The following is a 19,640-nucleotide window of genomic DNA, read 5'->3' on the forward strand; positions in this document are numbered from 1 at the left end:
TGCCTGACCATCCCGAGCGCTAGCGTGGAGCGCTACGGTTCAGGCCTCGTTCCAGTTGTCGAGGATGATGACGGACGCCTCTTCTATGTCCAGCCATTCGGCTTCGATACCCATGCCAGTGGACGCCTCGATGAAGGCGAACGCCGCGCTGCGCTTGCCGCGGTAATCCTCGGGGTCAAGGCGGTCGAGCATGGCACGGAATTCGGCCAGGATGCTCGGATCGCCCTCCTGGATTGTGTGCTCGGCGAAGATGAAGTTGCGCATCCGTGCCCTGATCTTGCCGTCGGCCGCGTAGAGGATCGTGTATCCCCCGTTGAAGTGCCAGGTCGTCATCCACACACGTGACTCCTTGCTGAGTTCGGTGAGGATGTGGTCCGGCGTGGCGAAGCCGTAGGCGAACTCGAGGAAACCCCAGGCTCCTTCGCCCTCGTAAACGAAGAGCACGGGCATGAGCTCTTCGCCGGCCTCTTCTCTGGGGTACTCCATGATGCGTTCCTCGGGATCACGGCCTCCATTCAGCCGCCACAGGAGATCACCCACTGTGATCTCTTCGTTGAGGGGTTGCACTACGGTCCAGCAGAGCCCGTCCTCAAACCACTGCTGCTGGTTGAAAAGATTGCGGTAGTGATCGATCACGTGATGATTGTCGAGGAAGAGTGAAACACCCCTTCAGCTTCTCCAGTGAGCTGCGGTGAGGAAACGCTCATAGATCGGGGATCGTCCCCAAGCGCGTGCGCGGCCACTCCATGGCGATCGTGAGGTGCGCTCTTGGCTCTCCTCCGTGCCCACAAGAAGGCCCAGGCTGCAGAACGGCTGAAGGCTGGGGAACAGGTGGACCGATCACGATCTGGTCTTCACGACGAAGCTCGGCGGACCGATCGAGCGTACGGAGGACTGGAAGCAGTGGAAGTCCATCCTCAAGCAGGCCGGCGTCCGGGACGCCCGGGTCCACGACGCAAGGCACACTGCGGCGACCCTGTTGATAGAGCAAGGCGTCCACATCCGTGTCGTGCAGGAGATTCCTCGGCCACACCCGCGTCACCACCACTGAGCGCTACACCCACGTAGCAACCCTCCAGATGAAGGATGCCAGCGACCGCATGGACGCCGCCCTCCGGGCTCTCCCTGAAGGGCAACTGCAACTCAAACTGCAACCCTGACGCCCACAGAGATCAAAAAGGCCCTCTCCCCAAAACTGGGGAGAGGGCCTCTCACCTGCGGAGGATCGGGGATTTGAACCCCGGATGGGCGGTAAACCCAAACCGCATTAGCAGCTCGGATCTTGTGTGTCCCTATCGGTTCCACCTGGACCACCTGGCCGCGCTGGTCTCCATGGGACGGCTATGTACGAGACGGGATTGCAACTAGAACTGCAACTAGACCAGCCCCCACTGCCGCCTGATCGCCAAGCGCGGAGTGACGGCCATCAATGCAGCCATCGCTCATCGCCGACCCACCGAGTCGACACGTGCGTGCTCGCTGCTCGACTCATGGAGACGGCTTCTCAGACATTCTCGGTGCGTGACGATGGCATGGCTGCCAGGGCCGTCGGCGCTCCTGACATCCATGACCACGCCGTCCCCTTCCGGGCTGAGGACGGTGGGCGTACCGCAGAAGTCGCACAGCCACTGAAAGCTGTGAAGGTCCTGAGATCGAATCGTCAGACGCACCCACGCCGGTGGACTCCATCGACGGATCTCTTGCACCACAGCGTCCATCTCCGTCCCGACAGCCGGATGCTCCCCAAGCCACGCCCGGCCGGCGCCGGAGGGACTGTCGATCGCCGCGCCATCGATCGATGCACCGATGCCCTCGTGACCGAGGATCTCCACCATGACACCCCACCGGTGCTGCTGGGTCACTCGGACCCGGACCCGTTGACCAGGGACCAGGCCGGCTCCTGCGGCGTCAAATCGCTGCACGAGATCATTGTGTCGCAGGGGCGTGTCGAACCGTTCCCCGATCACTTGAGCTGCCAGGATTCCATGCGGGTGAAGATCGCGCCCTGAGGGATCGGGTAGGGGCCTCCCAGTGATTTCCCCCTCGATCACCGCCTCAGTGGGCACGCAATGGGCACACGCCCACTGGCGACGGTTTACAGCGCGTGACCGTTTCGGCACGCAAGAACCATCGGAGTCGACCGAACTTAGCTAAGGATCGTGTGAAGGAGCCCCACCATCACCAGGGCTGTCCCCAGACCGGCCGCCACATTGCTGGTTGTGCTGCCCAGCCAGACACCGACGGCGGCGCTCGTGAAGAGGATCACAGCCCAGCGAAGAGGGAGAAGTCGTGAGGGCTCCTCTCGCTGGGGGATGTCCTTGGGTGCTGGAGATCGTCGGACTAAACTCACGACCAGATGTCCTTTCAAGAACGAGCAGTTCGGACATGAGAGCGGCTCCTCTGTTGCAGCAGGGGGGCCGTTCGCCTTCACGGATGGTCGGCGCTCTCATGGGACCAATCCTGCCGACTGAGGCGTGTTGAGAGCCGCGCGACACGCCGAAGGTGAGCAAATGCCGTAAGAACGCCCGCGGCCGCCGTATTGTGGATCTTTTGTCAACCGTTTGACAAAAGATCATTTTCGCCAGTAGCTCCACACCTATAGCGCCTGGTTAACCAGTAGTAACGTGGAAGCCTCCCATCCGGGCGGCGTCGGTGGCTGCCAAGACGTACTCCGCCTCGCATCCGGCGATCATCTGAGGCTGGGAGGAAAGACGATCGCGATGATGCGGCTGCGCCCCTTTTGAGCCGCGGTAGTGCCCGCATCAACTCAGTGATGCTGGTCAGCCACGCCATCCGGTGAGCCAGGGTGAGGAACGAACCCTGGATCGTCGATCGCCCCCAAGCACGTACGGTGGCCAGCAACGCCGTGGCGATCGTAAGGGCTCCAGTAGTGCGGCGGTGCGGCAACCCCGGTGGGAGCGTTCGGCCCGTACGGCGCGGCGGGCGTGCGGTGCCCGGCCCGGTGTCCCGCCGCCGTTCGGGACCGGCCCCCAGACATCCCATGCGCTTAGATGTCAAGCCGCGATCTTGGATGTCTTTTCCGATCTCTGCCGGGGCTCGCCTTCCGTGCGATGCGACCAGGCGGTTGCTTCGTCGTATTTGGTGCGTGTTTTCAGGCATCCGTGGAGGATCCCCACGAGCCGGTTGGCGAGTTGGCGCAGAGCTGCGTGATGACCTACGTCGCGTGTTCGCAGCTCGTCATAGTAGGCGCGGGCACCTGGTGAGGCGCTCAGCGCGGCGAATGCCTGAGCCCCCAGGGCATCGATGAGCCTGTCGTTGTGCACGAATCGTGCCAGCACGACCTTCTTCTTGCCGGAGGCCCTGGTGATCGGGCTGGTCCCGGCATAGTTCCTGCGGGATTTGGCGTTGTCGTACCGGTCGGGGTCGTCGCCGAACTCACCCAACACCCGGGCACCGAGTAGGTGTCCCAGCCCAGGTTGGCTGAGGTAGATCTCAGCGTCCGGGTGCCGGCCAAAATGTGCCTCGACCTGGTCTTCCATGGTCTTGATCTGCTCGTTCAAGGTAGCCAGGATCGCTGCTTGGGCGCGCACCGAGGCGGCGTATGCGGCAGTGACGACCTCAGGCTGGCTCAGATGGCGAGCCTGCAGAGCCACCTGTATCGCCGCTGCCTTGTCGGCCACGTTACGCCGCCGGGCTCGCCTGAGTGCCGCGCTGATCTGCTCAAAGGTCAGTTCGGCCGCCGAAGCCGGATCTGGTGCCGTAACCAGCAGTTCCAGGGTGTCTGCCCTGGACAGATCATCGAAGGCGGCCAGAGCTGCGGGAAAGTACTCTCGCAGTGCATGGCGTAGCCGCTGCACGTGGCGGGTGCGCTCCCAGACCAGCGTCTTATGCGCCCGGGCCACCACCTTGATCGCCTCCCCCTGAGGAGTATCACCGGCGATCACGCGATGCTGGTGCCGATCGGTTCGCACCATGTCGGCCAGTGTGCGCGCGTCCGCGGCATCACTCTTGGCCCCCGATACGCTGTGCCGCTCGCGGTAACGTGCCACCGACAACGGATTCACCGCATACACCCGGTAGCCCGCCGCGATCAACGCCTGCACCCACGGACCTCGATCGGTTTCAATGCCGATCACCACCTGATCCGCCTCTACGCCCTCAGCCACATGCCGGCCGATCAACTCATGCAGTTTCGCGATCCCGGCAACGCCTTCCTCCAACCGCGCCTTGCCCAGCCGTCGCCCCGTCTCGTCTTGCAACTCGACATCATGGTGCTCCTCAGCCCAGTCATCCCCGACGAACAGCACCTCAGTTCCTCCTACCCATGGACGGCAACCTGGTTCAGCAGCTCGCGGGAGGACTGTCCCAACCTAATGATCTAGTGCTCAAGACCGACTGCCTGGCACGACATCCCATCAGCGATCAACCCTCCCGACCACCGACAGGGGCACGATCTGGGGGTAGAACTCCCGAAAGGTCCCGGCCGCACGAGTGCTCACCTGCCGACGGCTACTGTCACCGAGTCTGCCCCAGCTCGAAGCCGACCCGGTAGCTCTCATTAGGCCGCACGCCCGGACGGCGGGCGGGCGGAGGGCCGGGGGTACGGCGGCGCGCCGCGCCGCCGCTTGACTCCTACAAGAGCAACTCGGCAGTGTCGTTGCTCAGAGCCGTGTGCAACCGACGTTGCTCAGAGCCGCTCTCATCTGATTGTTTCAAGGTTTTCCAAGCCTGGATGCGGTACTCCCTGCAGGAGCGGCCGTTCATAAGTAAGCTCCGTTAGCCTGATAGATCGACTAACTCCCCGCTCCAAGTTGTCACGCATGTTGAACGGCGGCAGCCCGTTATCGGCCACAATAATTTGACACTGAGGATAAGCCATGGACAGCATGTGCATTCTGTAGTAGATACGCTTGCCTGCCGCTACATCCTCCGGCGTGTTTCCTAGGCTTGTGCGCGGGCTATCAATGATTATGACACTTGGCATTCTAATCTCATTGTTGCTTAGGGCATAACCTAGATTCGCTATATAAAAAGCCACGTTCGCTAGCGTCTTCCGTGCGCCACTGACACTTAGCTCATCGAACACATCACCGTTGATCACAGGCAGATACGTGTCAGGATCAATACTCGCTCTTTCGTAGCCAGCGAACTGTAGCGCCCCTATCTCTGCATCATAGATTTCCCCCAGCTCGCGTATACGAACGCGGCGCGCTTCTAGAGTCGAAACCAGCTCAGCATGCAAGCGACGCTTCGAGTCAATATCCCGCTGGACTTCAGCGATTGCTGACCTATGGCGACCTAGTTGATCCCAGAGTGTGTGGAACCGTTCTATGTCTCGGATACGGGCCCGCGCAAGTTCTCGCTCTGTTGCGGCATCACTCGCCAGATCAATACTAGGCATGAGGTGCGCTGGGTCAGCCTGTCGCTCTAGCTCTGAAGCAGCGCTATTTAGTTCCGCCCTTATACGATCTAGCTCGCTACTAAGTACATTCAATTGGTCCTGATCTTGCTAGAGCAACGCAACGGCCTCGTCACGTTGTGCAGTCAATCTCTCGATCTCACGCTGGTGCCCAACCGTAGTCGACGAAGATTGAATTTGTGTACATAGCAAGCAGTGACCTGCGGGTACATCACGGTCGCTAATACTTTGTAGACAGCGTGGGCACGTCACGAACTCTAGTCCTGACAGAGCAGTAGAGGCAGCGTCCGCTCTCACTTCCCGATTAATGTCCACATCTAGTTGCGCAATCAGCGATTCTCCACGCCGAACAGCTGCAACAGTAACTGAGCGAGCTGCTTCTGTGTCGGCAGCCGCGATACGCAGTGTTGATATCCGGGACCGTAAGGCCTCTTGATCTCCCGGCAAGGCCGCATACGCTCCCGCTTTAACAGCTTGGAGTCGCGTCTCTGCTTCTGCAAGAGCCGCCCTCGCCTCGATCTCCGCCGCATGCAGCTCTGACTCTTGTGGTGCTCCGATCTCTCCTAGGAATCTCTCGACTGCATTGGCCGCTGAACGCATATCATCACGCTTGGCTTCCAGAGCGCTTATCTCAAGCAAAAGTTCGCGAATCTGCTCAGACGAAAGGCCGTAGGCTAGTTCGAAGATAGCCTTCCTTTTACGAAGCAACATTGTTTCAGCATGCCCCGCGACGGACAAGTTGACGTCTGATTGCGGCAGATAAATGAACCGGTAAAGATCAAAGAAGGTCAGCGGCTCCCCCTTCTCCAACCCTTTCTTGCTAAGCCGAACCATTGGTAGCCCCAACATCTCAAGCAGCCGACCGCCAGCCGGCGGCAGATTTCCCCCTGCGGCACTCCAGCGCTCGGATGTGCCGTTTTCATGGTGGACTGAGATGCGATTTTCACCAATGTTCCTTGTGAGCAGCACCCGATTCTGGCCCAAAGTTACATCAAGCACTACCGACCGCAGACGTTGTCTTACGGTCGGCATGATCTTGGCCTTCCGTGCGCCAAGAGCGAATTTGATGAGCTCGAAAAGGCTACTTTTGCCAGTCCCGTAACTTCCGATCACCGCGTTAAGACCCGACGCAAAGGAGTATGTACTGGCGTCCACGTCGGTATTGAGCTCGATGCTATGGAACTGCAAATGTATACTCATGGCCCGTCGCTCTCTAATGCCTCAGATCATACTCCGATGCGGACGATTTATCGCCTCGGGCAAACTTGCATAGATCAGTTCTTTAAGACTATTTCCGCTCATGTCGAAGTGCCGTGCAGTCAGCCGACATCGCAGAGCGACTATTCGCCAGTTTTTATCACGCGCTAGACTCTCCGAGAGCTTTGCACCTGCCGGTGTTGCCCTTACTGCTATTCGCCCTCGACCGGGCACGGTCTGTATTAGCCCCATTCCGATGAGGGCTCCAACTATTGGATAGTAGTTGTCATCCCATGGGCCGAACTTATATCTGACCATGCGACTCTCAACTGCAAGCCTTTCGGCGTCCGTTGGACTCGAACCCCGAAGATCCATGGTAGGGTCCAACTCGAATGCGAGCCGCTCTAGCATGACGGGGTAGCGTATCAAGAAATCCAGCTTAGCAAGCTTTGTTAGGCCATCAATACCTCCGCCTCGCGGCTTCGTGAAGCTAACTACTAGTAGCAGTACGCGCGCTACGTGGTAATCCAACTCCTTCGCTCTGCCAGTATTATCTGTGGTCATCGCACATCATCCTGGTCAGAAAGCTTTTCGTAATCCTTAGGTATCAACGCGAGTTGTTCGGGTGCAGGCGGAGCGAGGGTCCAAGGCGCCTCACCGTTTGCGTTGAATTCGTCAGACCACCAGACTTCGCACTCATCAGTTAGCTGATAAACACATCCCATCAGTTCGGGAGGGCCGACGGGAAGATTTGGCTTGATGGTAGAGTCGCCAAGTAGTTTGCTGAGTTCTCTGTGCATCTCCATGCCATAGGCTCGCCCAGGAACCCTTGTAGCACTTTCAGCCATACCCGCACGATTCGCCACTTCAGATCTGATGCGTCGCACTTCATCACCGAAGCGAGTGGGCACGTCGGATCTGTATGCTGCCTCCACTTCGAACCAATCGCGCCGCAGACGTGGAGCGCTTCTCAGCACTGTAGGCCCAACGCGACCTGCCCTTAGCTTTCGGCTCATAGCACTTATCGCAAACTCTCCCCCTATGTGACTATCGCTAGTTATTGGGATTCCGGCTGCTACAAGTGCTGCTACGAGGCGGCTACGAGTTATAGTTCTTCGACTCCGCTCCTCCTCGACAAGACTTTCTCTGCTGGCCCAGACGCCGTTTGGAGCGTCTACATCGAGCCCATTCACAGCTTCCACCACTAAAGAGAATGCAGCATTGTAGACTTTTCGAGCAGCTGCTGGCTGAAGCCCGAGACGAACGAGGATTGGACGGGCAACTTCTTCGATTACGAAAGCCCGCAGTCCGATCTCGTCACCCGATGTTACTGATATCCTCAGCGACTGCAAGAACCGAGACGCCGAGGAAAGGTCTTGAGCGCCGAGGCCGGTCGCCAGAACGCCTGCATAGTAGGCGAATTTCTGGTCGTTATCAGGCAAATTGAGGTCGCTGTCTAGAAGCTTTTTCAACGCACCCGCTTGCCCCTTACCCGGCTTCAGGGCAGCATTTGTGACGAGATGACACTTGTGTTCACTGCCACTCGCGACCCATCGCTTATAGAGCGTTCCAAGGCCACCTCGACCACATAGCTCCGTGATCGGCCAGTCGCCTTGATCGGGACGTCGATGTTTAACGGATACAAGCCAATGCGGGCCAATTCCGTCCACACCTGAGCAGATGAAGTCTGTATGCCATTCGCATAGCACCCATGGAATTGGCTCGATCAACATGCGAAGGCAGTCCTGAACGGTACACGCATATTGGTACGCGAACCATCTCGCCGTCTCGTGACCACGGTCCTCGCTTGGGCGTTGAGCTAGTGGGCCCTCAAGCGGAGGCTCGACATCATCCACTTTGGCAACGTAAACCCGTGCCTTGGGGGGTGTCTAGATCTAAAGACCACTAGTTTCTGCTTTCACAGCACGAGCCAGAGCCAGGTCCACTGCAACCGCCCAGTTGTGTAACGCGTGCCCGTTCCTGCGCGATGTTACATCAGGGTTTGCTGTGACATGTGATTTCTGCAACTTTGTTCGAATGAAGAAGTGCAGATCCCCGCAAACTAACTGACCTGCGACGAAGCGTTTGCACACTCGTCAAGCTGGCTCTCAAGCGAGAAGCCATGTACCTCGGATTCACGAGACGATAGCGTCGCGTTGTGGGTAATGACGCTGAACTTACGCGCTGGGTTGTGCATGGGGAGCGGTTGGTCTATGACAACCGGTGGATCCGGTTGGGGCTGGCTGACGTTGAGATCCCAGGCGGAGAGCGGTTCGAGCATCACGTCGTGCATCTGGATCGGGCTGCGATCGCCGTCGTGCTGGATGAGCAGGACCGGGTGCTGATGATGTGGCGGCATCGGTTCGTGTTCGATCGGTGGGGATGGGAGCTTCCGGGCGGGCTGATCGAGGCCGGTGAGGACCCGTTGGTAACGGCTCTGCGGGAGGTAGAAGAGGAGACCGGGTATCGGCCGGCGGGTCTTGAGCAGCTGGTCTCGTATCAGCCGATGGCGGGGATGGTCGACTCCGAGCACATCTTGTTCGTGGGGCGTGGGGCCGAGCTGGTGGGTACGCCTGAGGGTGAGGTGGAGGCCGACCGGCTTGAATGGGTCCCCATGAGTGAGGTCCCGGGCATGATCGCCCGCGGGGACATCTGGACGTCGGGGACGTTGATCGGGTTGCTTCAGGCTCAGGTATGGCTCAACGGCCGAGGGCGCGGTTGACGGCTTTCGACAGGTCGTCGATGCGGCGGCGTTGTCGGCGGCTGCCGGTCATGGTGGCCAGTTGCTGTGCGCGTTGAATGTGGGGCTGGGCGGCCTCCGGGTCGCCGGCTGCCAGGAGGGCGTGTCCGAGGTCGCAGCGGACGCCGGATTCGGCTCTGTTGTAGGTGCCGTCCATGCCAGCCAGGGCTGAGCGGAGGTCTTCGGCGGTGGCCGGGTCGCCGAAGCGGACGAGACAGTTGCCGCGCCAGCGGGCTATGTGGTGGGCGTTGATGGACAGGTATGGCATGTCCGGGTCGCCGTCGCCTTCGGGGAGAAGGGCGGCGGCCTGGTGGAGGGCAGCGCGGCAGGTGGTCTCGTCGCCGAGGATGGCAGCGGCTTCCGCTTCGGCTGCTGAGAGCCAGGTGCGGAGCCGGGCCGGTACGTGGGCGCCGTGCTGCTCGTGAACATGCTGCAGGAGTTCGGTGGCTTCGGCGGGGCGGCCGAGCTCCATCAGGACGTACGCCTGTTCGCCAGAGACATAGGCCAGCAGGGCCGCGTCGTCAGCCTCGTATGCGGCGGCCTTGGCGCGCTCGTAGTGCGTCCAGGCGTCGTTGAGTGCCAGGGTGTTGATGGCCTGCCATCCCGCGAGTGAGGCGGTCTCGGCGAGGAGGTGGGCCAGTTGGGCGCGGAGGCCGGGGCGGATGGCGTGGCGGTGGGCGCGCTGGATCTGGGCCATCTGGGCGTGCATCTTGTCGGCGATGGCAGGGCCTCCGAGACGGCGGTCCAGCAGGCGCAGATTGTTGGTGTCGGTGCGAAGGATCATGACTGTCGTGGGGTCGACTGCGGCGGCGGCGTCCAGGCGGTTGATGAGTTCGGTGGTTTGTTCTTCGTGTTCGTCGTCATGGTCGCCGGTGGGTGAGGCGATGTCGAGCGGGGCCAGGCCGAGGAGCATGCGGGCGTGGTCGGGCAAGCGTAGGCCGGAAGCGATGCGCTCGATGACGGCGAGTTCTTTGATCGTTCCGTTGCCACGCAAGATGGCGTTGACGCGGGGCTGACCGAGTCCGGTGGCGGTGCCGATGCGGACCTGACTGGCGCCGTATTTGACCGCAAGACCGAAAAGTCCGGCAATGTCGCGCTCTCTAAGAATTTCCCGGGTCTGTTCCTGTTCCCAGACAACGGCGGGTAGTTCAATTGGGTCGAACGCGCCATTCTGCATTGCTGACCTCCGGCTTTGTCATGCCCGGATGATGCATTGCCGTGTGGCGGAGCCTATATCCCATCGTCGTATATCAGCGTGGGATAGGTAAGAAAAGTATCGGCAACCATGCTGTCCGGCATGACAACGCCAGTCAGATGCACAGAGTGCGAGGGACGGGGCTGGAAGATCGTCACCCGGCGCGGCCACGTGGCGGCTTCGGGGCTGGGTCTGGCGGCTTCCGCCCAAGAGGACTGCCTGTACTGCCCAGGGCCGGCCGAGACGCCGCGGGAGCGGTTCGAGTGGGAAGTCCGCATCACCTCGGAGCAGGGCAACGCCCTGGGGCCATGCGGGTCCTCTGCCTTCCAGGCCACCGCGATGGACGAGCTGCGCAAGGCGATGCGGAGCATGCCGGGTGACGCCTCTATTCGGGGCAGCATCGTGCACAAGGTCTTCGACTTCGGTGCGGGTGCGGACGGCTGGTCAAGCCGTCATATCTTCCGGGCATATCTCGACCCGGCGGGTTCCGTGCTATTTGTGCGGGTCGCCAAATGATCGCCCCCATGATGATCAGTACGGATCCCTGCCGGTCGGCCGAGCTTCTTCAAGAGGCTTTGCACCACGACGGAATCAAGGCCGATGTCCATGACGGTTATGGGCTGGCGTTGGTTTCGGTCTGGGTGGGCCTGGTCGTGTGGTGCGACGGTGGGCGCTTTTGGTGGCGTACCGGGTGGAATGCCGGTCGTCGGCGGGTCATATATGCATGGCATCCGGCGACTGATCCATTTCGGGCGGCTCGACGTATCGCTATGCGGTACGAGGAATTGCGTACCCAGCAATGCGCCGAGGTGGGCCGACACGAGGCGTCCTCAGCGGAGCCTCAGTGAGCGGGGCGTGGGAACGCGTCGGGAATCGCGCAACGATCGTGACCATGGAGCACAGCCCCGCCTCCACGCGGGCCTACCGATCGATGTTGATCGGGCGCGAAGGACTGGTGGTGGCGGTGCTGCGCAATGGCAAGGTCGCTCTCCTGAAGCTCGACGGTGAGTGGTACGACCTTCCGGAAGGTGTGCAGCGTTGGGCTGTCGCGTGGGATGACCTCGCGATTCATGAGCCGGCGGGCGAGTCTGAGGTCGCTGTCCAGACGTACGTGGCCGGCTTCACGAGAGAGGGCCGCGTCCTGAAGCAGCACGCCGTCGTGCCTGGAACGAAGGTCGCCATCTGTTCTTCGCCGGTCAAACCGCTGCCCTTCTGCGGTTGGTCGCTGACCTTCTCCCCCAATGCCCCACAGGCGTGCGCGACGTGCCTCACGCTCCTCGATGCCCTTGATCGAGACGGCAGTATGGTCACTATGCCCGCACCCTGATGGGGCCTGACAAGCACATCCTTAGCCGGTACTGTGCTTGTGCGCATAAGTGCAAGAGCGAACGGGCGGTTGAGATGAGCATGGACTTCGCCCCACCGAAATACGCCCAGGTGATGAGGGCTATTCAAGAGCGTATCGAGTCGGGCGAGTACGCCCCGGGCGACATGCTGCCGTCCGAAACTCAGCTCGTGCGCGAATTGGGCGTCGGCCGAACCACGGTAGTGCGTGCCCTTCAGACGTTGGCCATGCAAGGTTGGATCGAGCGCGAGCACGGGCGCGGCTCCTTTGTGAAGGGTCGTCCGGAGAGTGCGGCCGAGCAGGTACGGCCCAGCCAGGCGACGACCGAGCAGGGCGAGAGCGCCGATGCGGTGGTGGAAGCCGGGCGCGTACCAGTCCCCCGGCATGTAGCGCGTCTGCTGGGTGTCGCCGAGCAAACCCCCGTGATCATGCGTAAGCGGGTGGCTCGGCAGGCGGACGTGATCTCGGCGGTAGAGACGGTCTGGGTGCCGCTGGAGCATGCCATCGGCACCGACCTGGACAAGCCCGAGCCCCTGCGGCGCGGCATCCGCCAGCACCTCCAGGCCATCAAGCACCTGCGCTTCGACCACATCACCGAGCGAGTCAGCGCGCGCATCCCCACTCAGGAGGAAGCCGAGCTGCTCGGGTCATCCAACCCGGTCCTCGCCGTGCTGGCCACCGTGCATGATCCGGCCGGCAACGTGCTGATGGTGGTGAGCCTGGCTCTGCCCGGCAGCCTGCACGAACTCGAAGATGTCTTTAAGGTGAGCTAACTCTTACCCGCCACTTACCAGTCATCCACTTGTGCGGACGAGTTGCCATCACCTATTCTCAACTCATGCGGACAAGTGGACGAGCGAATGAGGGGCTCTCCACCGCTATCGAGAGGAACAACATGGCAATCCAGGGACCCATCCCCGTCACCTACACCATGGTCTTCCCGCACGGCTGCTACATCGTCGGCGAGGTCGAGCCCGTCAAGGACTTCGACGCCTCGTCCAACGGCAGGTTCGTGCAGGCACGCGACAAGCAGACCGCAGAGCTGGTCTGGCAGGTCGCGGTCATGGACGGTGACCCGACCCTCAAGCCCGCCCAGAAGACGGTGGCGGTCAAGATCCTCGCGCCGGTCCAGCCGATACCGCCGCAGCCGATGCCGGGCCTGCCGTTCACGCCGGTCGAGTTCGACGGCATGTCCATTACGCCGTACGTCAACGCCGCCGGTCGCCTCGCGTACTCGATCAAAGTCCGCGAGATGCACGCACCCCGCCAGACCACCCAGCCCGCCCAGAACAAGGCTTCGGCCGGAAAGGACGCCGCCTAAATGACCCGTCGCCGTACCCCGCGCAACAGCGTAATCCGGCTGACCACCGGGCACGCCGCCCACACCCTCAACCACCCGTACGCCCACCGGGAGCCCGTCCTGGCGCTCGACTTCGGTGCCACCTCCGTCCTGGTCACCACCAGCGGACCCGTGACCGTGGAAGACCTGAAGTTCGCGCGCCAGCTCGCCCGCGAGGCCCACCGCTTCGCCCGCTCCATCGAGCGCAGCTTCTACGGGCTGCCCGACGGCAAGGGGGTCGCGGCGTGAGTCTCGGCCCGTACACCTACGTCACCCTGTCCCTGCGACCGGAGTCCACGCCGCACGTCGGCGTTTCCTTCCACACGCCCGACCTCAAGGTCCGCGCCGGACTCCTGCTCAGTTGTTCGCGGCCGTACCTGGAGTTCAACTCTCACGAGGCCGACGTGCACATCTCCACCACTGGAGCCGGGCCGGTCACCGACACCGACCTGACCATCGCCCGCGAGATCTTTACCGCTGCGGCTCGCTACCTGGCCGACTGCGAGCAGCTGCGCGCCGAACAGTCGGCCAGCACCAAGGACGCCACCGACCCGGCGGCCTGACATGAGGCGGGGCCGCTGGAAGCGGCAACTTCCGGCGGCCCCTCGGTTCTCCCCTGACTTCCACATCACGAGAGGTTCCTAGCTTATGTTCAAGCGGCTGCCTGGCGACGAGGCGCGCAACCTCGTCTCCACCACGCCCGACACGGCCGTCGTCTTTCGGCCGGCCGTCGTCAAGACACCCGCCATCATCACCATCGTCATCCTCATCGGTCGCATGGTCGCCAGGCTCGTCCGTACGATCTGGCGCCACCCCATCGCGACCGTCATCCCAGTGGCCATTGGTGCCGTCTGGTACTTCTACGGCTGGCCCATGGCGGCGTCCCTGTCCGGAACGGTCGTCTTGGCCCTGGCCTCCTGGGCGTTTATCGACCGGCCGTCGTTCGCCCGTCTCGTCGGTCACCGGCTGCTGGCCTGGTGGCGACTCTTCTGGATCTACCGGCGGCACTGGCAACCCGTCATGATCGTCTCCGGTCTCGGCCGTCACATCCGGGGCCGCGACTACCTCCCCCGGCTCGGCAAGGTCACCTGCACCTCGTGGGCCGACCTGGTCACCGTGCGCATGCTCAAAGGCCAGGCAGTCAAGGACTGGGCGGATCGCACCGACCACCTGGCCCAAGGCTTCGGCGCGAAGTCGTGCCGCGTGGCCCTCTCCCGGGCCGGTCGGTTGACGGTGACCTTCCCACGCAGCGATCCACTCGCCTCGCCCCTGCCAGCGCTCGCCATACCGGAGAAGCCAACCGTGGGGCCAGTCGAGATCGGCAAAGGCGAAGATGGGCGGCCGTGGCGGCTCAAGGTGCACGGCACCCATGTCCTCGTCGCGGGCGCGACCGGGGCCGGCAAGGGATCGATCATCTGGTCCGTCATCCGCTCTCTGCTCCCCGCCGCCCGTGCGCACCTGGTCGAGTTGTGGGCGCTGGACCCCAAACTCATGGAGCTGTCCTACGGGCGCGACCTGTTCGGCGATCGGTACGCGGCCACTCCCGAGGAGTGCGCCGACCTACTGGACGAGGCTGTCTGCGTCATGCAGAAACGGGCTGCCCGGTTCGCCGGACTCCAGCGCTCCCACACGCCCACCGTCGATGATCCGTTCGTCCTGGTCGTGGTCGATGAGGTGGCGTTCCTGACCGCCTACCAGTCCGATCGGCAACTCAGGCAGCGCATCTCCGCAGCACTAGCCACCCTGACCACCCAAGGGCGCGCCGTCGGCGTCGGCGTCCTGGCTGCACTTCAGGACCCGCGCAAAGAGGTCATGAACATCCGCAACCTCTTCCCCGACAAGATCGCCCTCCGACTCGACGAATCCGAACAGGTAGACATGGTCCTCGGCGACGGCGCACGCGACCGTGGCGCTCTCGCTGACCACATCTCGCCAGTTCCGGAGATCGGCGCGGGCGTCGGCTACGTCCGGCTGGAAGCCAACCCCGAACCCCTCCGGGTCCGCGCCACCTACGTCTCCGACCACGACATCCGCGCCATGGTCGACGCCTACGCGCCGCACGGCGGTGCGGCATGAAGATCTGTTTCCACGGCACCGCCGACGAAATCAGCCTGGTCGCAGGCCGTCCGCTGCTGCTCCTGCTGACCGCCCGAGACCTGCCCCGCATGCGGGTCTTCGAGCTCTATCACCCCCGCATCCACGCTCACCCGCGACTGGAGCACTACCGGCTCTGCGCCCTCATGACCGAGACGACCGACGAAGGGAGGACCGCATGACCCATCCGCACGACCGCGCCCTCCCCCGGGCCGTCCGCCAAGCCATGCCGATGGCCCGCGACGTGCTCATAGAGGTCGCCAAGCAGCACGGCGTCTGCATCAGGCCCATCGCGCTGCGGCGGCTCGACATCGTCACCGGCAAGTCCGAGATCATCGACGTGCCGTGCGGCTCCACCCTCGACAGCAAGTGCCCGCCCTGCGCCAAGCGCAACCGGCAGCTCCGCATGGCCCAATGCCGCGAGGGCTGGCACCTCGACACCGAACCGACCATCACACCCGACGAGCCGAACGAGGAACAGCGCTGGCTGGTCGAGTTCCGCGCCGACATGCAGGCCAAGCGTGACGCCGCCGAGCAGGCCGGCGACGACACCACCGACCTGGACGCCGTCCTGTCCGGCCTCGATGACGAGATCAACGCCGCTGGCATGCGGGGCAGCATCACCGGATCCGCGGTGCCCAAGCGCACCCGATCCACCCGGCGACGGCAGGACGCACCCGACCTGCCCAAGCGCAAGATGACCAACACCACCCTTGGACGCACCTTCACCAGCTCCGACGGCAAGACCTACCGGCCGTCGCTGTTCGTCACGCTCACCCTGCCCAGCTACGGCAAGGTCCGCGACGGCGTCCCGATCGATCCCGACACCTACGACTACCGGCGCGCGGCTCGGGACGCGCTGCACTTCTCCAAGCTCGTCGATCGCTTCGTGCAGAACCTACGCCGGGTCGCGGGCTACGACGTGCAGTACTTCGCAGCTGTCGAACCTCAGAAGCGGCTCGCCCCGCACCTGCACATGGCCATCCGGGGCACCCTGCCGCGCACGAAGATCAAGCAGATCGCGGCGGCCACCTATCACCAGGTGTGGTGGCCTGCCGCTGACGAAGCGCGCTTCGACGGTGACCACCTGCCCGTCTGGGACGAGGAATCCGGCTACCTCGACCCGGCTACCGGCGAGGTCCTGCCCACCTGGGACGAGGCCCTCGACGCCCTGGACGAGGATGCCGAGCCCCTCCACGTGCTGCGCTTTGGCGATCAGGTGGACGTGCAAGGCGTTCTCGCCGGTACGCCGGACGCTGACCAGTGCATCCGGTATCTGTCCAAGTACCTGACCAAGTCCATCGGCGAGACCCTCGACGGCGGCCAGACCCAGCGTGAGCACGCCGCGCGCATGGTCGACGCCCTGCGCTACGAGCCCTGCTCGCCCACGTGCCCGAACTGGCTGCGCTATGGTGTCCAGCCCAAGAACGCCAAGGCGGGGATGGCTCCCGGCCGGTGCCGCTCCAAGGCGCACAAGCCAGAACACCTCGGCTACGCAGGCCGCCGCGTCCTGGTCTCCCGCAAGTGGTCCAACAAGACCCTCGCCGAACACAAACAAGATCGCCGCACCTGGGTCCTGGAAGCTCTCGGTCAGGCGGCCAACGAACCCACCGACCCACACCGCTACATCTGGCGGCCCCTCCCGGCCGGAGACGCCAACGTGCCACCCCTGGCCGTACGACTCCTCCGGTCAGTCCATGAACGCCAACGCTGGCGAGCCCACCTCAGAGAGCTGGAGGCCAGAGCAGCCGGACAAGAACTTTCGGCAATTCGAGGGGAGGCAGCTTGATGGAGCCCTTGTTCTACCGTCCCAAGGACGCAGCCACGCTTCTCGGCATGAGCCGTACGGCTGTCTTCCGACTCATCAAGACGGGCGAGCTCAAGTCAATCAAGGAAGACGGCTACCGCTTGGTTCCGCACTGGGCGCTCAACGATTTCGCTCGCGCCCTGGAGGCCAGAGCGGGGTTGATACGGACGGAGGATGTGGCGTAATGGCGAAGAAGCCGAATGGCCGCTCCTCCATCTACCTCGGCAACGACGGGTATTGGCACGGCTGGGTCACCGTGGGCATCAAGCCCGACGGATCTCCTGATCGTCGTCACCGGATGGCCAAAACCGAGGCCGAGGTGACCCGCAAGGTCGCCCAACTGGAAAACAACCGCGAGACCGGACAGGTCACGAAGCCGGGCCGCGTCCCCACCGTCGCCGAGTGGATGACCGAGTACCTCGACGTGATCTGTGAACGCCTGGTGGCGTCGGGCAAGATGGCTCCGCGCACGCTGGCGGACTACCGCTCCAAGACGCGCCACTGGATCATCCCTCTCCTAGGCCGACATCGACTGAACCGGCTCGCCCCTGAACACCTCGACACCGCGTACACGACGATGCTCGACAAGGGCCTGTCCACAAGCACGGTCCTCAAGGTGCACCGGATCATCTCCCGGGCTCTCAAGGTGGCTGTCAGACGCGACAAGGTCACGCGGAACGTGGCCACCCTCGTAGAGGCTCCCACAGCAGCAGAAACCGAGATCGAGCCGCTGACGCAAGAGGAGGCGCGCCGCATCCTCGACGTGGCCAGGTCCAGGAGGAACGGCGCCCGCTGGTCAGTGGCGCTCGCGCTCGGCATCCGGCAGGGTGAGGCCCTCGGGCTCCGCTGGTCGTACATCGACATGGATACGGGCGAGATCCGCGCCTGGTTCCAAGTACAGCGCCAGGAATGGCGACACGGCTGCAACGACCCGCACGCGTGTGGCGAGAAGTGGCACCGCCGACCTTGCCACAAGAGATGCAAGATCCACGGGCACCGGCCGACCTGCAAGCCGGGCTGCACCCAATCTGGCCATGTCTGCTACAAGCGGCCCTGCCTCAAGGACTGCACCGGACACGCGGACAAGTGCCCCAAGCGCACCGGCGGCGGGCTGATCTTTCGGCAGCGCAAGGGCAAGAGCAAGCTCACCCTCCAGTGCCCGCCCGAACTTCTCGCCCAGCTCAAGGCACACCGTGAGAGACAGGACGCTGACCGGGAGAAGGCGGGAGAACGATGGGAAGATCACGACCTGGTGTTCCCCACAAAGTACGGCACTCCCGTCGAGCGCACTGAGGACTGGAAGGTCTGGAAGGCCATCCTCAAGCAGGCCGGCGTCCGGGACGTCCGAGTCCACGACGCCCGGCACACTGCCGCGACGCTCCTCATAGAGCAGGGTGTGAACATCCGGGTGGTACAGCAGGTCCTCGGTCACACCCGAGTGACCACCACTGAGCGCTACACCCACGTATCCACACCCTTGATGCGTGATGCAGGGGAGCGGCTCGCCTCCGCTCTCTGGGGAAGTCCCTAGCTGTTGCAACTAAGACTGCAACTATGACGCCCCTGAAGATCAAAGAGGCCCTCTCCCCAATCTTGGGGAGAGGGCCTCTCACCTGCGGAGGATCGGGGATTTGAACCCCGGATGGGCGGTAAACCCAAACCGCATTAGCAGTGCGGCGCCATAGACCTGACTAGGCGAATCCTCCCGGAAGCCATCGCGGCTCAGCACAGCGTACCGGCCTTCTGGCAAGGCGGCAAAGTGATTGCTCCCGCGCCTTTCACCAAGAGTTATCAACAGCCTGTGGGTAACTGCCTGTGGATGAAGCCCGCCCAGAGCGTGGACGGGCTTCAAGGCTGTGGATAACGTACATCGAAGCGCGATGGCACCAGGCTACGCGGCCGGGTTGGCCTCGCCCTCGATCTCGATCTTGATCTTCTTGCCCACCAGGACGCCACCGGTCTCCAGAGCCTGGTTCCAGGTCAGGCCGAAGTCCTCGCGGTCGAACTCCGCGCTGATCGAGTAGCCCCATACGGCGCCACCCCACGGGTTGGTGCCGGCGCCTCCGTACTCGACCTTGAGCTCGACCTCCTTGGTCACGTCGCGGATGGTCAGGTCGCCGACGACGGTGAACTCGTCGTCCGAGTGGCTGACCACGCGGGCGTTCCTGAAGGTGATCTGCGGGAACTTCTCGGCGGCCAGGAAGTCGTCGCTGCGCAGGTGACCGTCGCGGTCGGGCATGCCCGTGTCGATGCTGCCGGCGTCGATGGTGAGCTCGGCGGTGGACTCGAGCGGGTTCTCGGCGATCGTGACCGAGCCGTTGAAGGTGCCGAAGTGGCCGCGGACCTTGCTGACCATCATGTGCTTGACCACGAAACCGATGCGGGTGTGGGCAACGTCCAGGTTGTAGGTCCCGGCGGCGGGAACGGTCAGGGACTCCCAGGTGCGGGTGGTCATGGGGTTCTCCTCAGAGGGGTAGTTGCGGTGCGGATGTCTGCGGCAACAAATTTCTACACGAGGAATATTCCTTGCGTCAACTATCGTC

21 protein-coding genes and 1 tRNA gene are annotated in these 19,640 nt (G+C 62.9%); 14 read left to right on the forward strand and 8 right to left on the reverse strand.

Features of this window, described 5'->3' with window-relative positions; translation table 11 throughout:
- Window positions 1-39 precede the first annotated feature (39 nt).
- Window positions 40-636 (reverse strand): hypothetical protein, encoded by a 597-nt coding sequence (locus tag ABD830_RS40070; RefSeq protein WP_344999228.1) that lies wholly within the window; start codon window positions 634-636, stop codon window positions 40-42.
- 211 nt (window positions 637-847) lie between these two features.
- On the opposite strand from ABD830_RS40070, the gene ABD830_RS54470 reads away from it, so the two are divergent.
- Together ABD830_RS54470 and ABD830_RS40075 are read left to right on the forward strand one after the other, a co-directional pair.
- The gene (locus ABD830_RS54470; RefSeq protein ID WP_378521042.1) at window positions 848-1,051 is read left to right on the forward strand and encodes a tyrosine-type recombinase/integrase; all 204 of its coding nucleotides are present in this window, start codon (window positions 848-850) and stop codon (window positions 1,049-1,051) included.
- A gap of 763 nt (window positions 1,052-1,814) precedes the next feature.
- Window positions 1,815-2,009, forward strand: coding sequence for a hypothetical protein (locus ABD830_RS40075; protein ID WP_344999230.1), 195 nt, complete (start codon window positions 1,815-1,817; stop codon window positions 2,007-2,009).
- Window positions 2,010-3,014: 1,005 nt separating this feature from the next.
- Here the strand turns inward: ABD830_RS40075 and ABD830_RS40080 are convergent.
- The 4 genes from ABD830_RS40080 to ABD830_RS40095 form a co-directional block, all read right to left on the reverse strand.
- Complete coding sequence (locus ABD830_RS40080) at window positions 3,015-4,268, reverse strand: IS110 family RNA-guided transposase (RefSeq protein ID WP_344998072.1); 1,254 nt, start codon at window positions 4,266-4,268, stop codon at window positions 3,015-3,017.
- A 392-nt stretch (window positions 4,269-4,660) separates the two neighbouring features.
- Window positions 4,661-5,203 (reverse strand): hypothetical protein, encoded by a 543-nt coding sequence (locus ABD830_RS40085; protein ID WP_344999232.1) that lies wholly within the window; start codon window positions 5,201-5,203, stop codon window positions 4,661-4,663.
- Window positions 5,204-5,470: 267 nt separating this feature from the next.
- Window positions 5,471-6,580 (reverse strand): AAA family ATPase, encoded by a 1,110-nt coding sequence (locus ABD830_RS40090; RefSeq protein WP_344999234.1) that lies wholly within the window; start codon window positions 6,578-6,580, stop codon window positions 5,471-5,473.
- 557 nt (window positions 6,581-7,137) lie between these two features.
- Window positions 7,138-8,049 carry a hypothetical protein gene (locus ABD830_RS40095; RefSeq protein WP_344999236.1) on the reverse strand — a complete coding sequence of 304 codons (912 nt, stop codon included), beginning with the start codon at window positions 8,047-8,049 and terminating at the stop codon, window positions 7,138-7,140.
- 686 nt (window positions 8,050-8,735) lie between these two features.
- On the opposite strand from ABD830_RS40095, the gene ABD830_RS40100 reads away from it, so the two are divergent.
- Window positions 8,736-9,299: an NUDIX hydrolase gene (locus ABD830_RS40100; protein ID WP_344999238.1), complete on the forward strand. Its 564-nt coding sequence runs from the start codon at window positions 8,736-8,738 to the stop codon at window positions 9,297-9,299.
- Here the strand turns inward: ABD830_RS40100 and ABD830_RS40105 are convergent.
- Window positions 9,277-10,494 carry an NsdA family TPR-like regulatory protein gene (locus tag ABD830_RS40105; protein ID WP_344999240.1) on the reverse strand — a complete coding sequence of 406 codons (1,218 nt, stop codon included), beginning with the start codon at window positions 10,492-10,494 and terminating at the stop codon, window positions 9,277-9,279. The two genes, ABD830_RS40100 and ABD830_RS40105, sit on opposite strands and share 23 nt — an antisense overlap.
- Window positions 10,495-10,614: 120 nt before the next feature.
- Between ABD830_RS40105 and ABD830_RS40110 the strand changes: the two genes are divergently transcribed.
- From ABD830_RS40110 to ABD830_RS40160, 11 genes are all read left to right on the forward strand, one after another.
- Window positions 10,615-11,028: a hypothetical protein gene (locus ABD830_RS40110; RefSeq protein ID WP_344999242.1), complete on the forward strand. Its 414-nt coding sequence runs from the start codon at window positions 10,615-10,617 to the stop codon at window positions 11,026-11,028.
- 376 nt (window positions 11,029-11,404) lie between these two features.
- Window positions 11,405-11,839: a hypothetical protein gene (locus ABD830_RS40115; protein WP_344999244.1), complete on the forward strand. Its 435-nt coding sequence runs from the start codon at window positions 11,405-11,407 to the stop codon at window positions 11,837-11,839.
- Window positions 11,840-11,919: 80 nt separating this feature from the next.
- Window positions 11,920-12,630 (forward strand): GntR family transcriptional regulator, encoded by a 711-nt coding sequence (locus ABD830_RS40120; RefSeq protein WP_344999246.1) that lies wholly within the window; start codon window positions 11,920-11,922, stop codon window positions 12,628-12,630.
- Between the two features lie 122 nt (window positions 12,631-12,752).
- Entirely contained in the window at window positions 12,753-13,178 is a 426-nt protein-coding gene (locus ABD830_RS40125) for a plasmid replication, integration and excision activator (protein ID WP_344999247.1), read from the forward strand.
- Window positions 13,179-13,445: a hypothetical protein gene (locus tag ABD830_RS40130; RefSeq protein ID WP_344999249.1), complete on the forward strand. Its 267-nt coding sequence runs from the start codon at window positions 13,179-13,181 to the stop codon at window positions 13,443-13,445.
- The gene (locus ABD830_RS40135) at window positions 13,442-13,759 is read left to right on the forward strand and encodes a hypothetical protein (protein ID WP_344999251.1); all 318 of its coding nucleotides are present in this window, start codon (window positions 13,442-13,444) and stop codon (window positions 13,757-13,759) included. Before ABD830_RS40130 ends, ABD830_RS40135 begins: the two co-directional genes overlap by 4 nt.
- A gap of 85 nt (window positions 13,760-13,844) precedes the next feature.
- A complete protein-coding gene (locus ABD830_RS40140; RefSeq protein WP_344999253.1) occupies window positions 13,845-15,272 on the forward strand; it encodes an FtsK/SpoIIIE domain-containing protein in 1,428 nt (475 codons plus the stop codon).
- Window positions 15,269-15,472: a hypothetical protein gene (locus tag ABD830_RS40145; RefSeq protein WP_344999255.1), complete on the forward strand. Its 204-nt coding sequence runs from the start codon at window positions 15,269-15,271 to the stop codon at window positions 15,470-15,472. The genes ABD830_RS40140 and ABD830_RS40145 overlap by 4 nt, the downstream gene beginning before the upstream one ends.
- A complete protein-coding gene (locus ABD830_RS40150) occupies window positions 15,469-17,079 on the forward strand; it encodes a replication initiator (protein ID WP_344999257.1) in 1,611 nt (536 codons plus the stop codon). The genes ABD830_RS40145 and ABD830_RS40150 overlap by 4 nt, the downstream gene beginning before the upstream one ends.
- A complete protein-coding gene (locus tag ABD830_RS40155) occupies window positions 17,079-17,282 on the forward strand; it encodes a helix-turn-helix domain-containing protein (RefSeq protein WP_344999259.1) in 204 nt (67 codons plus the stop codon). Before ABD830_RS40150 ends, ABD830_RS40155 begins: the two co-directional genes overlap by 1 nt.
- The gene (locus tag ABD830_RS40160; protein ID WP_344999261.1) at window positions 17,282-18,628 is read left to right on the forward strand and encodes a tyrosine-type recombinase/integrase; all 1,347 of its coding nucleotides are present in this window, start codon (window positions 17,282-17,284) and stop codon (window positions 18,626-18,628) included. The genes ABD830_RS40155 and ABD830_RS40160 overlap by 1 nt, the downstream gene beginning before the upstream one ends.
- Before the next feature lie 85 nt (window positions 18,629-18,713).
- Here the strand turns inward: ABD830_RS40160 and ABD830_RS40165 are convergent.
- Both ABD830_RS40165 and ABD830_RS40170 read right to left on the reverse strand, forming a co-directional pair.
- Window positions 18,714-18,803, reverse strand: a tRNA-Ser gene (locus ABD830_RS40165).
- A 185-nt stretch (window positions 18,804-18,988) separates the two neighbouring features.
- Window positions 18,989-19,552: a YceI family protein gene (locus tag ABD830_RS40170; protein ID WP_344999263.1), complete on the reverse strand. Its 564-nt coding sequence runs from the start codon at window positions 19,550-19,552 to the stop codon at window positions 18,989-18,991.
- Window positions 19,553-19,640: the final 88 nt, after the last annotated feature.

This window comes from Nonomuraea helvata (assembly GCF_039535785.1).
GTDB classification, from domain to species: Bacteria; Actinomycetota; Actinomycetes; order Streptosporangiales; family Streptosporangiaceae; genus Nonomuraea; species Nonomuraea helvata.